This window comes from Pseudomonas cichorii (genome assembly GCF_015471405.1).
GTDB lineage: Bacteria > Pseudomonadota > Gammaproteobacteria > Pseudomonadales > Pseudomonadaceae > Aquipseudomonas > Aquipseudomonas serbiensis.
Map to the genome: position 1 here is coordinate 366,171 of NZ_BLVZ01000001.1, position 13,635 is coordinate 379,805.

Genomic DNA, 13,635 nt, shown 5'->3' on the forward strand with positions numbered 1-13,635 from the left:
GGACAGATGACCCATGATCAACGTAGACCTGCAACAACTTATTCAGGCACTGGACGCCGAAACCCGCCGTGATCTGGAGCGTTCAGCCGAGCGCTGCGTTGCCCGTGGCGGTAGCAAAATCCTTGTCGAAGACTTGTTGCTGGGCCTGCTGGAGCGCCCGCAAGGCCTGCTCACTCGCGCATTGCAGGATGCCGAAGTGGATGCAGGTGAGCTAAGCGCCGCGTTGCAATCGCGTGTCGAGCACAGCGCCTCACGCAACCCGGTGTTCGCGCCAGAGTTAGTCCAATGGCTGCAAGACGCGCTGTTGGTGGCCAACCTTGAACTTGGCCAGAGTCAGGTCGAGCAAGCCGCGCTGATCCTTGCACTGCTGCGCAATCCGATGCGCTACGCTGGCAGCCGTTACCAGCCATTGCTGGCAAAACTGAATGTCGAACGCCTGAAAGAGTTCGCTCTGTCCCAGAAAGAGCAACCGGCCAGCGGCAAACCGGCAGTGCAGGGTGAATCGCTGCTGGAGCGCTTTACTCATAACTTGACCCAACAGGCCCGCGACGGCAAACTCGACCCTGTGCTGTGCCGCGACGGCGCAATCCGTCAGATGGTCGATATCCTTGCACGTCGCCGCAAGAACAACCCGATTGTGGTCGGTGAAGCCGGCGTGGGTAAAACCGCTATCGTTGAAGGCCTGGCCTCGCGTATTGCCGCCGGTGAAGTACCACAAGTCCTCAAGGGCGTAGAGCTTCTGTCCCTGGACATGGGGCTGCTTCAGGCCGGTGCCAGCGTCAAGGGTGAGTTCGAGCGACGTCTCAAAGGCGTGATCGACGAAGTCAAGGCCTCGCCAAAACCTATCATCCTGTTCATCGACGAAGCCCACACCCTGATCGGTGCGGGCGGCAATGCCGGTGGTTCCGATGCCGCCAACCTGCTCAAGCCGGCCCTGGCCCGTGGCGAGTTGCGCACCATCGCCGCCACCACCTGGGCGGAGTACAAGAAGTACTTTGAAAAAGACCCGGCCCTGGCCCGTCGTTTCCAGCCAGTGCAACTGCACGAACCGACCGTCAGCGAGGCAGTGACCATTCTTCGTGGCCTGGCTCAGGTCTATGAAAAGAGCCACGGTATCTACCTGCGTGATGACGCGGTGGTTTCCGCCGCCGAGTTGTCTGCCCGTTATCTGGCAGGCCGTCAGTTGCCGGACAAGGCTGTCGACGTTCTCGATACCGCGTGTGCCCGTGTGCGCATCAGCCTTGCTGCTGCACCGGAAAGCCTTGAACGCCTGCGCGGTGAACTGGCTGAAGGTGGCCGTCAGCGTCAGGCATTGCGTCGTGATGCCGAGGCCGGTCTGCTGATTGACCACGAAGCACTGGATGCGCTGGAAGCTCGGCTGGAAGAAGCCCAAAACGAAATGACTGCCCTGGAAACCCAGTGGACCGAGCAGAAACAACTGGCCGAGCGCCTGCTGGAACTGCGTCAGCAATTGGCCAAGGCCCGCGAAGCTGCGGCGGTCGAACCGACCATCAGCGTCGAAGAAGACGCCGAAGGCACGGTGATTGAAACCCTGACCAACGAAACCGACGAGGTCTTGAGCGTCGAGGCTCTGGAAGCCGAGCTGAACCAGACCCACAGCGCTCTGACCGCCGCCCAGACCAAAGAGCGTCTGGTGAGTTTTGAAGTCTGCCCGCGTCTGGTGGCTGAAGTGATCAGTGCCTGGACCGGCGTACCTCTGGCGCAACTGGCCCGTGAACACAACGCCAAGGTTGCCAGTTTCGCCGTTGACCTGCGCACACGCATTCGTGGCCAGGAACAGGCCGTACATGCACTGGATCGTTCGATGCGTGCCACGGCTGCCGGCCTGAACAAGCCCGATGCACCGGTGGGCGTGTTCCTGCTGGTCGGTCCTAGCGGTGTCGGCAAGACCGAAACCGCGCTGGCGCTTGCGGATTTGCTGTACGGCGGTGATCGTTTCATCACCACGATCAACATGTCCGAATTCCAGGAGAAGCACACTGTTTCCCGCCTGATCGGTGCTCCACCGGGCTATGTCGGTTACGGCGAAGGCGGCATGCTCACCGAAGCCGTGCGCCAGAAGCCTTACTCCGTGGTGTTGCTGGATGAGGTAGAGAAGGCTGACCCGGATGTGCTCAACCTGTTTTACCAGATCTTCGACAAAGGCGTGGCCAACGACGGGGAAGGGCGCGAGATCGACTTCCGCAATACCCTGATCCTGATGACCTCGAACCTGGGCAGCGACCGTATCGCCGAACTGTGCGAAAACGGCGAGCGTCCATCCGCTGAAGTGCTTGAAGAAACCATTCGCCCGGTTCTCAGCAAGCACTTCAAACCGGCGCTGCTGGCACGCATGCGCGTTGTGCCGTACTACCCGGTAGGTGGCCCGGTGCTGCGCGAACTGATCGAAATCAAACTCGGTCGTCTGGGTGAGCGTCTGAATCGTCGTCAGCTGGAGTTCACCTGGTGCCAGAACCTTGTGGATCACCTGTCCGAGCGTTGCACTCAAAGCGAAAGCGGTGCACGCCTGATCGATCATCTGCTGGATCAGCACGTTCTGCCGCTGGTGGCCGACCGCCTGCTCGACGCAATGGCCACCGGTGAAAGCCTCAAGCGGGTTCACGCCACGCTCGACGGCAACGCCAGCGTGACCTGCGAGTTCGCCTGAGGTGGGTGTGATGTTCACTCAGGTGCCACAGCCGCTGGCCTATGCCGAAGCCTTGCTCGCGCAGTTCTCTGAACTGTCGCGGGCGGCCAACGGTGCCGATCTGCTGAGTGGTTTTGTGCGTGGGCTGGCCGAGCTCAGCGGGTGCGAGCTGACTCAGGTCTACCTGATGGATGCCACCCACACCTGCCTGGGCATGAATGCCGAATGCCTTGACGGCATCCTGCAACCCCGGGAGGCAGCGAGCTTGCCGGTGGATTACAACGGCGAACAGCTGTTGCAGTTCGCCCTGTGCCAGAACCGCGTGATATTTCTCAGTGAACTGAGCGGTAGCCTGCACGAAACCAGTTTCCTGCCGGCACAGGCCACCCCATGGCAGTCGCTGCTCTGTGTGCCGATGGTCAATCATCAAAAAGCCGTTGAAGGCGTGTTGTTATGCGCAAGCCGCCAGCATGTCGACCTGCAAGGCTTTGCTGATTCCCTCGGGCAGCTTGGCTCGTTCGTGCTTGGCCAACTGCATCTGCTGCAACGTCTGCGTCAACCCGCCGATGAGCTACCCACTGCATTGGCCCGTGTGCCCAATGCCAGCGATTACGGTTTGATCGGGAAGAGCGCCAGCATGCGCCGTACCTATTCGATGATCAGTAAAGTCCTGCACAGCCCGTACACAGTGCTGTTGCGCGGCGAGACCGGCACCGGCAAGGAAGTGGTCGCACGGGCAATTCACGACTTCGGGCCACGTCGCTCAAAGGCATTCATCGTGCAGAACTGTGCAGCCTTCCCGGAAAACCTGCTTGAAAGCGAGCTGTTCGGTTATCGCAAAGGTGCATTCACCGGTGCTGACGTTGACCGTGAGGGTCTTTTCGACGCAGCCAATGGTGGCACTCTGTTGCTCGACGAAATCGGCGACATGCCACTGGCTCTGCAAGCCAAGCTGCTGCGCGTGTTGCAGGAAGGCGAGATCCGCCCGCTGGGTTCCAACGACACACACAAGATCGACGTACGCATCATCGCCGCCACGCACCGAGACTTGTCGGTGATGGTCAATGAAGGCACGTTCCGCGAGGACTTGTACTACCGTCTCGCGCAATTCCCCATTGAGCTGCCGGCCCTGCGTCATCGCGAAGGCGACATTCTCGACCTGGCCCGGCACTTTGCCGACAAGACCTGTGCGTTCCTGCAACGTGACCCGTTGCGCTGGTCGGATTCGGCCCTGACTCACCTGTCCAGTTATGCGTTCCCGGGCAACGTGCGGGAACTCAAAGGCCTGGTCGAACGTGCCGTTTTGCTGTGTGAAGGCGGCGAGTTGCTGGCCGAGCATTTTTCCCTTCGTGCAGAAACCGTTCCCATGGACAGCAGTCTGAATCTGCGTGAACGGCTGGAACAGGTGGAACGCTGCCTGCTCCTCGATTGCCTGCGCAAGAACGACGGCAACCAGACCCTTTCCGCCCGTGAACTCGGCCTGCCGAGACGCACGCTGCTTTACCGCCTTGAGCGCCTGAATATCAATCTGGGTGAATTCAATGGGTAGGCAAAAAGATTCGCTTTTCCCTTGTCCGCTTCTAACAGCGCCACCCGAAAGGTTCGGCGCTTTGTGCTTACTTCTGGAGACCCTCTGATGTCTGTTCGTCACTGGCAAGCCTTCCTGCTGACACTTGTCGTTCTATGTGGCCTTGGCGGCTGCAGCGGCAATTACAAATTCAATGACAACACCTATCGCCCATTGGGTGATCCGCAGGCGGTCAACCGCGGCAAGTGACCGCAAGGAGCATCATCATGGAACTGGTTTTCGAAATGCTTAACACCAAGCAGTTCGTGCCCACGGAGTTGTGCCAGAAGACCTTCAAGCAGGCTGGTGGCGTGATTGGTCGGGGAGAGGACTGCGACTGGATCATCCCGGACCGCAAGCGGCACCTGTCCAACCACCACGCGCTGATCAGCTACCGTGAAGGCACGTTTTTCCTGACCGATACCAGCAGCAACGGTATCCAGGACAGCGCCAACGGTGCGCGCCTGCGCAAAGGTGAGGCCGTACGTATAGAACACGGCAGCGTGTATGTCCTGGGTGACTTCGAGATTCGTGCACGTCTGGTTCGCGACCCGGCGACGTTCGACGTGGAAGTCGGTCGGCCACAGGCAGCCGGCAGCATCATTCCTGACGATGCGTTCCTCGACCTGGACCCGCTCAACGCCCTTGATCAGCAGGAGCGTGTCTATTCGGAAATCGAGGAACTGATTTCCCCGAACACAAGCATCGATGACGGCCGCCAGCGCGCCGACTATGCCCGCATCGACATGGAAAGCCTGTTGGTACCGGAGCTGATCGAGGTCGCGAAAAAGCCTGAACCTGCGCCAGCACCAATACCGGTCGAGCGTCAGCCCGACAGTTTCTGGGACAAGTTTTCTGCTGCTCTGGGCGTGGACCTGAACGGTCTCGACCATGATGCCAAAGAAGCACTGGCGTTGAACGCCGCCCGCTTGCTCAAGCAAAGCGTCGGCGGTCTGCAACAGAGCCTGCGCACGCGCAGCGAGCTGAAAAACGAATTGCGCCTTGCACAGACCACGGTGCAAGGCACTCAGAAGAACCCGTTGAAGTTTGCCGTCGACACCAGCGAAGCACTGGGCATTCTGTTGCAACCGAACAAGCCCGGGCAGCTACCGGCCGAGCAGGCGATATCCCGTGCGTTCCGCGACCTGCAGGCACATCAGGTTGCGTTGCTGACGGCCAGCCGTGCCGCCGTTCGCGGCACTCTGGAACACTTCTCGCCGCAACAGCTCACCCTGCGTTTCGAGCGCGATAACAAACCGCTGCTCGCCACCTCCGGCAGTCGCTGGAGAGCTTACGGGCGTTATCACCAGGCTTTGCGTCAGGATGATGACTGGAGCGAGCGTTTGCTGGCCCGTGACTTCGCCCAGGCTTACGAAGAACAGATTCGCCTGATTTCCACCCTCCACACCGACCACCAAGGATGATGCGCATGTTTCGCAGTACGACTGCTTTCTCTAAAACGCTGGCTGCGCTGACCGCCTTGGTGCTGCTGGCCGGCTGCTCAACGCTCTCGCCGTATTCGCATATCACCAAGCTCAACCTGAAGCTGACGGCCAGCGATCAGTTGAACCCGGACCTCAACGGTCGCCCGTCACCGATCGTGGTGCGCCTGTTTGAGCTCAAGCACCCGGTCGCATTCGAGAACGCAGACTTCTTCAGCCTGTACGAGCGGGCCAAGGAATCCCTGGCTCCGGACATGGTAGCAAGCGAGGAACTGGAGCTGCGCCCGGGCGAGACCGTCGAGCTCAAGCTCAGCGTGGGAGAGGGTAGCCGCTACGTCGGTGTTCTCGCCGCCTATCGTGACCTGCCGGAAACCAGATGGCGCTACACGCTGCAAGTGACCCCGCTGGCCCTCACCAACGCCGAACTGACCCTCGATCAGAACGGTATTCGCAGCCCCAATGAATCCCTCGCCAAGGCAGTTGACTGACCATGAACTCTCATAAAGTCATTTGGCAGGAAGGCATGCTGTTGCGTCCGCAGCACTTCCAGCACAACGATCGTTACTACGATCATCAGATGAAGACCCGAACCCAGTTGCTGGGTAGTTACACCTGGGGCTTTCTCAACCTGGATATCGACTTGCAGTTCCTGAACATGGGCAAGCTGGTGGTTAGCCAGGCCTCTGGTGTTCTGCCGGACGGCAGCCTGTTCGAGCTGGGCGGCAACACTGAACCGCTGGCTCTCGACGTGCCGCCCAATACCGGTAACACGCCGATCTATCTGGCGCTGCCGCTGGTTACCGGCAACCACATCGAGGCGCGCCGTCCGGAGCAGTCCGACGTCCTGGCGCGTTATACCGCGTACGATGCGGAAGTGGCCGACTCCAATGCCGGAGACGACTCCTCAAGCCAGGTCAGTTGTGGTCGTCCCGACTTCAAACTGTTGCTCGGCGAGCAGCAGAGCGATCAGGCGTACGTGAAGCTGAAGATCTGCGAAGTGCTCGACACCACGCCGGACGGCGTCATCAGCCTCGACCCGGACTTTGTACCGACCTACATCCAGGCGCACGCTTCCAGCTACTTGCTGTCGTGCCTCAAGGAAGTCATCAGCATGCTCAGCCACCGGGGCGACACCATCGCCGACCGGATCCGTTCTAACGGCAAGGTGGGCGGCGCGGAAGTCGGCGATTTCATGATGCTGCAACTGATCAACCGCACCGAACTGCTGCTGCGTCATTACCTCGGCCTGGAGCAGGTACACCCGGAAGAACTGTACCGCACGCTGCTGACCATGCTCGGCGATCTGGCGACTTTTTCCAGCGACAGCAAACGCCCGCGTCTGGACAGCCGTTATCAGCACAGCGATCAGGGCGCGAGCTTCCGCAAACTGATGGAAGCGATCCGTCAGGTGTTGTCGATGGTGCTGGAACAGCACGCCATCGAGTTGATCCTGCAAGCGCGTCAGTACGGCATCATCGTATCCCCGCTGCACGACCACACATTGCTGGGATCGGCCTCGTTCGTACTGGCAGCCAGTGCCAACTGCGACTCCGAAGAGCTGCGTCACCGCTTGCCGGCACACCTCAAGGTCGGCCCGGTGGAGCGTATCCGCCAACTGGTCAACCTGCACCTGCCAGGCATCAAGGTCAAACCCTTGCCGGTGGCCCCGCGGCAGATCGCGTTCCACTCCAACAAAACCTATTTCATCCTTGAACTCAGTTCCGAAGACCTGGCGCAACTTGAACGCTCCGGCGGCTTTGCGTTCCACGTATCCGGCGAATTCGCCGAGCTTGAACTGAAATTCTGGGCCATAAGGAACTGATCGACATGATCAAGGACACGGAATACAACCAGGACGACAAGACCGTCCTGCTCGACCGTCAGGGCCAGGGCCCTGCATCGAGCCCGCTGACTGACTTCGCTGCGCCGCCACGTTTTGAACAACTGGAAGAGCGCATGATCTATGCCGCACGCCTGCGCCCGGCCGAAGCATTCAATATCAGCCTCAACTCACTGGTGGCGGCGGGTTCCGAGCTGCTGTCCGAAGTGGTGCGGCTCAAGCACAGCGATACACGTGAAGACCTGTATGCGCTCAACGAGCGACTGACTGCCGGTCTGAAACTGTTTGAAGTGCGCGCTCTGCACAACGGCGCCGAAAGCAGCCAGGTGATGGCGGCCCGTTACGTGCTGTGTACCGTGGTAGACGAAGCGGTTGTGACCACGCCCTGGGGCAACGAAAGCGAATGGTCGCAGATGAGCCTGCTCAGCAGCTTCCACAACGAGACCTTCGGTGGCGAGAAGTTTTTCCAGTTGCTGGATCGACTCTCGAAAAACCCGGTCAAGCACCTGCCGATGCTGGAGTTGATGTACCTGTGCCTGTCCCTGGGTTTTGAGGGCAAGTACCGGGTGCAAGCACGCGGCATGCTCGAACTCGAAGGCATCCGCGACGCTTTGTATCGCCAGATCCGTCAATTGCGCGGTGACGTGCCACGTGAACTGTCGCCCCACTGGGAAGGCCTGAACGATCAGCGCCGCAGCCTGGTGCGTATCGTGCCGGTGTGGATGGTGGTGCTGTTTACTTTCGTCTGTCTGGTCGTGATGTATTCCGGCTTCGCCTGGGTATTGAGCGAACAACGCGACACCGTTCTGCAACCTTATCAGCCGTTTGAACAGACCGCGGTCCAACCGCAGTCGCAGCCGTAATCAGGGACGTGTGATGAAGAATTTTTTCAAGAAGGTCGGCGCATTCCTGCGCAAGACATGGGTCTGGACGCTGCTGCTGGTGCTGTTTGTTGCATTATTGGTGTGGTTCGTCGGGCCGTTGCTGGCCGTGAATGACTACAAGTTCTGGGAAGGCTCGACTTCTCGCTTGCTGACCATCAGTGTGCTGTTCCTGATCTGGGGCCTGACCATGGTCTTCGTCAGCTGGCGCGCCGGTATTCGCAAGAAAGCCGTGGAAGAAAGCGAAGACGGCCAGGACCGTCTCCGCCGTGAAGAACAGATCGACGAAGAACAGAAAGAACTGAAGGCGCGCTTCAAGGACGCATTGAAAACCCTGAAGACTTCGAGCCTGTATCGCGGCCGCAGCGAACGCTGGCGCAGTGATCTGCCGTGGTACCTGCTGATTGGTCCACAGAGCAGTGGCAAAACCAGCCTGCTGGACTTTTCGGGCCTTGAGTTTCCGATCAACAAGATCGAACGCAAACTGACCCGCGACACCCTTGGCACCCGTCACTGCGACTGGTACTTCGCCGATCATGGCGTGCTGATCGACACCGCTGGCCGTTACCTGACCCAGCCAGACGTCGAGGTCGACGGCAGTGCCTGGAGCACATTGCTGGACCTGCTGCGCAAACGTCGCCGTAATCGTCCGCTCAATGGTGTGTTGGTGACCATTCCGGTGGAAACCCTGCTTCAGGGCAGCGAACAGCAGCTCGAAACCCTGGCCCGCCAGGTGCGTGCGCGCCTGCAGGACGTGCATCAGAAACTGCATGTCGACGTGCCGGTTTATCTGGTCTTGAGCAAGGCGGACAGCCTGCTGGGCTTTGACGAGTTCTTTGACCAGCTTACCCGCGAAGAAAGCGATCAGGTTCTCGGCACCAGCTTCCGCAAAGATCAGATCGGCACCGATGTGGCTGTGCTGCGCAACGAGTTTGAAGAGCTGCTGCGTCGCCTCAACAGTCAGGTGATCATGCGCATGCACCAGGAGCGTGATACCCAGCGCCGTGGCCGCATCCTCGACTTCCCGCATCAACTGGGGCAGATCGGCGAGCGCCTGTGCCTGTTCGTTGACATGGCATTCACTGGCAACCGCTACCAGCGTGCCAGCCAGTTGCGCGGTTTTTACCTGACCAGCGCGCCGCACCTGACTACGGAAATGGACGCTACCACAGCGGGTATCGGAGCCAACCTTGGCCTGAACGCCGGCATACTGCCGACCCTGCGCAGTGGTCGTTCGCGCTTCATTCACCATTTGCTCAGCCGGGTGATTTTCCCTGAAGCCGATCTTGCGGGTCTGGACAAGCGTGAGCGCAGCCGCATTCATTGGGGCCAGCGTGCGCTTTACGTGGGCGCTCTGGCAGCACTGGCACTCTTCGGTGTGCTTTGGGCTGGCGGTTTCTCTGCCAACTACGAGCGTCTGGAAAACCTGCGCAATCTGGCGCAGACCTGGACTCAACAGCGTTCGGCTCTGACGACCCGCGATGACTCCATGGCGGCGCTCAAGAGCCTCGATACCAGCTACGCGGCGACGCAGGTCTTCCCGCAAAAAGGCGACGTGGGTTACCACGAGCGTGTTGGCTTGTATCAGGGTGAAGAGGTCAATCCGGTCGTCAAGGCGGCTTACGAGCGTCAGCTTGAGGAACAACTGCTGCCACGGGTCGCAACCCTGCTGGAAGGGCAGGTTCGTGCCAATACCAAGGACCGTGATCGCCTGCTCAACAGCCTGCGTGCGTACCTGATGCTGAACATGAAGGATCGCCGCGACGAACAGTGGCTCAAGGATTGGGTCGCAGCCGAATGGTCCCAGCGTTACAGCGGTAACACCGCAGTGCAGAACGGTCTGAACAGCCACTTCGAGCGCTTGCTCAAGCAGCCGTTCATCTATCCGCTTAACGACCAACTGGTTGCTCAGGCGCGTCAGATCCTGCGCAGCGAGTCTCTGGCCAACGTGGTCTACCGGATGCTGCGCGAGCAGGCCCGCAACTTGCCGGAATACCGTCTGGACCAGCACCTCGGCCCACAGGGCTCGCTGTTTGTTGGCACCGACTATGTGATCCCCGGGTTCTACACCCAGCAGGGCTACCAACAGTACTTCTCGGTGCAGGGCTCGATGCTGGTCACCGATATCCTGCGCGACAACTGGGTACTGGGTGAAGGCACAGGCCTGAGCAGCATGGACTTGCGCCGCCTGATGGTTGAACTGGAGCAATTGTATTTCCGCGACTACGCCAACTATTGGGGCGAAGCGGTCGGTCAGGTTCAGTTGCCGGCGATCAACGATTTTGGCGAGGGTGCCGAACAACTGGCAGGCCTGACTTCGGCCAATTCGCCAATCCTCCAGATGCTGGTGGAAGTACGCGAAAACACCCGGTTCCCGGTGGTCGCGGAAACGGCGGAAGAAGCCTCCGATGCAGCAGCTCAACTGGCAGAAAAGGGTGGGAAACTCGGCCAGGTAGCGGCCGCAGCGGCCGGCAAGGCATCTGATGCCCTGGCGAAAAAACTGCCGGACACTGCACGCAAATCCCTGCAAAGCCGCTTCGAGCCACTGCACCGCTTGCTGGATGACAACAACGGCCCGACCGCTGACCTGACGCCAGCCCTGTCGGCGCTCAACGAACTGCAAATGCAGATGGCCAGTCTGGCGCGCTCCAGCTCGCCAGATCAGGCCGCATTTGAACTGGCCAAGACCCGCATGGGTGGCCAGCGCGATGCGCTGAGCAACCTGCGCACGGCATCCAACCGCCTGCCACGTCCGGTAGGCGTGTGGTTCAACGTGTTGGCTGAAGACACCTGGCGTCTGGTACTGCGTGATTCCTATCAATACCTGAACCAGCGCTATCAGAATGAGCTGTACAGCTTCTACGGCAAAGCAATCAACCAGCGTTATCCGTTCAACGCCCACAGCGCCAGCGACGTGGCGATCAGTGACTTCCGTGAGTTCTTCAAGGCTCAGGGCATTGCCGATCGTTTCTTCGACAGCTACATGCGTCCGTTCGTCAGTGGTGATCCGGGTAACTACCGCATGCGCACTGTCGATGGCTACAGCCTGCCGGTCTCCAAGGTCTACCTCGACCAGATGGCCTCTGCACTGGTCATCCGTCAGAGCTTCTTCGCTGACAACCCGGCCGAGCCGCAAGTGCAGTTCAAGCTGGAGCCTTACACCCTGGACCCGGCGGTCAGCCGTTCGGAGTTCAAACTGGGTAACAAGACCATCGAATACCGCCACGGCCCGATCGTGCCGGTAGCGTTCAAGTGGCCAACCGATGCTGAAGACGGTCGTACCAGTCTGGTACTCGACAGAATGGTCGGCCGCCCGCTGGGTATCGAGAAGAACACTGGCCCATGGTCGCTGTTCCGTCTGTTCGACCTGATGCAGACCGAATACCTGACCGGGCGCGATGTGTTGGTGCTCAAGGCTGACGTGGGTGGCCTGCGCGCCAACTACTTGCTGACCAGCCAGCGTACGCCGAACCCGTTCGACATGGGTGTACTGCGCACCTTCCGTATGCCGGTGCAGCTCTGATGCTGGTAGCCAGCCCATGGCGCAGTGCTGCGCGCACCGATGCCGGCAAGGTTCGGGCGCGCAACGAAGATGCTTTCCTGGACTCCCCACAGCATGGGCTGTGGGTGGTCGCGGACGGCATGGGCGGTCATCAGGGTGGCGATATAGCCAGCCAGTTGATCGTCGCCAGCCTGGCAGAATTGCCGGTGCAGAATGATTTCAACGAACGACTCAAGGGCATTCGCCAGTGCCTGCACTGGCTCAACCGCCGTTTGGGGCAAGAGTTGACTGTCACCGCCGGACACCACGACAGCATCATGGGCAGCACCGTGGTGGCGTTGCTGGTGGAAGGTAATCGTGCAGCCTGCATCTGGGCGGGCGATAGCCGCTGCTATCTGTGGCGCGGTCAACGTTTGTATCAGCTGTCCAGGGACCATTCACTGCAACAACAACTGATCGACGAGCAGAAAATGAGCGTTGAACAGGCCAGGGCCTATCCCGGCGCACATGCTTTGACCCGTGCGGTCGGGGCTGCCGAGCAGTTGACTCTGGATGTGCTGGAGCTTGAGGTATATCCCGGCGATACCTTTCTGCTTTGCAGCGATGGCTTGTATCAAGGGCTCAGCAGTGATGCACTCGGCAATGCCTTGAGCCTGACTGCGCCACAGATTGCGCTGGAGCGCCTGTTCGATGGTGCCCTGCGTGGTTCGGCACGGGACAACCTGACGGCCGTGGTAATCCGCCAATGACTGAACTCATGCGCCCGATCGATGACTTGCTGGTGAGCGAGGAGCAGGACAGCAATCTGACCTACTTTGCCTTCGCCCAGTCGCACAAGGCAGAAGCTGCGCCGGCGCCGACCCGTGCCAGCATCTCGGAGATGCCCGATCTGCTGGCAGGTCGTTACCGTATCGAGCGTTTGCTCGGTGCCGGTGGCATGGGCCTGGTCTACCGCGCACGGGATTTGCTGAGCGAGCAGTTCGGCGATCCCGATCCTTATATAGCGCTGAAAGTCCTCAGCGAAGAATTCGCCGAGTCGCCGGATGCCAGCGCCTTGCTTTACAGCGAGTACGCCCTGACCCGACGCTTGCGCCACGACAACGTACTGCGCCTGCATAACTTTGAAGTGGACACTGACTGTCAGCGGGCCTTCATCACCATGGAACTCATGCGTGGGCTGACCCTAGACAAATTACTCTGCGAGCGGCCTCTGGGCCTGCCGTGGAAAGAATTACGCGACATCACGCTGCCGCTGCTCGACGCATTGGCCTATTCCCATGCTCACGGCGTGCTGCATGGTGATATGAAACCGAGCAATGTCATGGTCAGCGAAGAGGGCGTACGCCTGTTCGACTTTGGCCTTGGCCAAGCAGAGGAGGGTATCCTTCCCGGCCTGCCGCACCTGAGCCGCGAGCGCTTCCATGCCTGGACCCCAGGCTACGCTGCCCCGGAATTGCTCGAAGGCCAGCCACTGTCAGCCCGTGCCGATGTTTATGGTGTGGCCTGTGTGATCTTCGAGCTGGCGGGAGGCAAACACCCGTTTCGCCGTTTGCCCTCGACCCAGGCCCGTGACGAGCGTCTTGACCGGGGGCTGCAAGCACCAAAGAACCTGCCGAAACACTGCTGGCCAGCCTTGCGCTCAGCGCTGGCTTTCGATGTCGGAGATCGAACGATCACCGCCAGACAATTGCGTGACGCTTTCGCTGCCACCTCGTCCTGGAAGCAGCGCCTGATGCATTGGCGTAACGGATGACTA

Annotated in this window: 10 protein-coding genes; all 10 read left to right on the forward strand. The window is 60.0% G+C overall.

What is annotated here, in order from left to right:
- The first annotated feature begins 13 nt into the window (after positions 1–13).
- The gene (gene tssH, locus JL015_RS01255; RefSeq protein WP_201017092.1) at positions 14–2,668 is read left to right on the forward strand and encodes a type VI secretion system ATPase TssH; all 2,655 of its coding nucleotides are present in this window, start codon (positions 14–16) and stop codon (positions 2,666–2,668) included.
- 10 nt (positions 2,669–2,678) lie between these two features.
- The gene (locus JL015_RS01260) at positions 2,679–4,196 is read left to right on the forward strand and encodes a sigma-54 interaction domain-containing protein (protein ID WP_201017093.1); all 1,518 of its coding nucleotides are present in this window, start codon (positions 2,679–2,681) and stop codon (positions 4,194–4,196) included.
- Between the two features lie 87 nt (positions 4,197–4,283).
- Entirely contained in the window at positions 4,284–4,424 is a 141-nt protein-coding gene (locus tag JL015_RS01265) for a hypothetical protein (protein WP_025260177.1), read from the forward strand.
- A gap of 17 nt (positions 4,425–4,441) precedes the next feature.
- Complete coding sequence (tagH, locus tag JL015_RS01270; protein ID WP_201000630.1) at positions 4,442–5,638, forward strand: type VI secretion system-associated FHA domain protein TagH; 1,197 nt, start codon at positions 4,442–4,444, stop codon at positions 5,636–5,638.
- Positions 5,639–5,643: 5 nt separating this feature from the next.
- The gene (gene tssJ / locus JL015_RS01275) at positions 5,644–6,144 is read left to right on the forward strand and encodes a type VI secretion system lipoprotein TssJ (RefSeq protein WP_201017094.1); all 501 of its coding nucleotides are present in this window, start codon (positions 5,644–5,646) and stop codon (positions 6,142–6,144) included.
- Positions 6,145–6,146: 2 nt separating this feature from the next.
- Complete coding sequence (gene tssK / locus JL015_RS01280) at positions 6,147–7,478, forward strand: type VI secretion system baseplate subunit TssK (protein ID WP_201000632.1); 1,332 nt, start codon at positions 6,147–6,149, stop codon at positions 7,476–7,478.
- Positions 7,479–7,483: 5 nt separating this feature from the next.
- Positions 7,484–8,359 carry a type IVB secretion system protein IcmH/DotU gene (gene icmH, locus JL015_RS01285; protein WP_201000633.1) on the forward strand — a complete coding sequence of 292 codons (876 nt, stop codon included), beginning with the start codon at positions 7,484–7,486 and terminating at the stop codon, positions 8,357–8,359.
- 13 nt (positions 8,360–8,372) lie between these two features.
- Positions 8,373–11,900, forward strand: coding sequence for a type VI secretion system membrane subunit TssM (gene tssM, locus JL015_RS01290; RefSeq protein ID WP_201017095.1), 3,528 nt, complete (start codon positions 8,373–8,375; stop codon positions 11,898–11,900).
- On the forward strand, positions 11,900–12,628 hold the full coding sequence (locus JL015_RS01295; RefSeq protein ID WP_201017096.1) for a PP2C family protein-serine/threonine phosphatase: 729 nt from the start codon (positions 11,900–11,902) through the stop codon (positions 12,626–12,628). Before tssM ends, JL015_RS01295 begins: the two co-directional genes overlap by 1 nt.
- Positions 12,625–13,632 carry a serine/threonine-protein kinase gene (locus JL015_RS01300; protein WP_201017097.1) on the forward strand — a complete coding sequence of 336 codons (1,008 nt, stop codon included), beginning with the start codon at positions 12,625–12,627 and terminating at the stop codon, positions 13,630–13,632. The genes JL015_RS01295 and JL015_RS01300 overlap by 4 nt, the downstream gene beginning before the upstream one ends.
- Positions 13,633–13,635: the final 3 nt, after the last annotated feature.

Bases quoted from the DNA above. Each gene is read 5' to 3' on its own strand.
- tssH (WP_201017092.1), top strand. From the start codon at position 14: ATGATCAACGTAGACCTGCAACAACTTATTCAGGCACTGGACGCCGAA.
- JL015_RS01260 (WP_201017093.1), top strand. From the start codon at position 2,679: ATGTTCACTCAGGTGCCACAGCCGCTGGCCTATGCCGAAGCCTTGCTC.
- JL015_RS01265 (WP_025260177.1), top strand. From the start codon at position 4,284: ATGTCTGTTCGTCACTGGCAAGCCTTCCTGCTGACACTTGTCGTTCTA.
- tagH (WP_201000630.1), top strand. From the start codon at position 4,442: ATGGAACTGGTTTTCGAAATGCTTAACACCAAGCAGTTCGTGCCCACG.
- tssJ (WP_201017094.1), top strand. From the start codon at position 5,644: ATGTTTCGCAGTACGACTGCTTTCTCTAAAACGCTGGCTGCGCTGACC.
- tssK (WP_201000632.1), top strand. From the start codon at position 6,147: ATGAACTCTCATAAAGTCATTTGGCAGGAAGGCATGCTGTTGCGTCCG.
- icmH (WP_201000633.1), top strand. From the start codon at position 7,484: ATGATCAAGGACACGGAATACAACCAGGACGACAAGACCGTCCTGCTC.
- tssM (WP_201017095.1), top strand. From the start codon at position 8,373: ATGAAGAATTTTTTCAAGAAGGTCGGCGCATTCCTGCGCAAGACATGG.
- JL015_RS01295 (WP_201017096.1), top strand. From the start codon at position 11,900: ATGCTGGTAGCCAGCCCATGGCGCAGTGCTGCGCGCACCGATGCCGGC.
- JL015_RS01300 (WP_201017097.1), top strand. From the start codon at position 12,625: ATGACTGAACTCATGCGCCCGATCGATGACTTGCTGGTGAGCGAGGAG.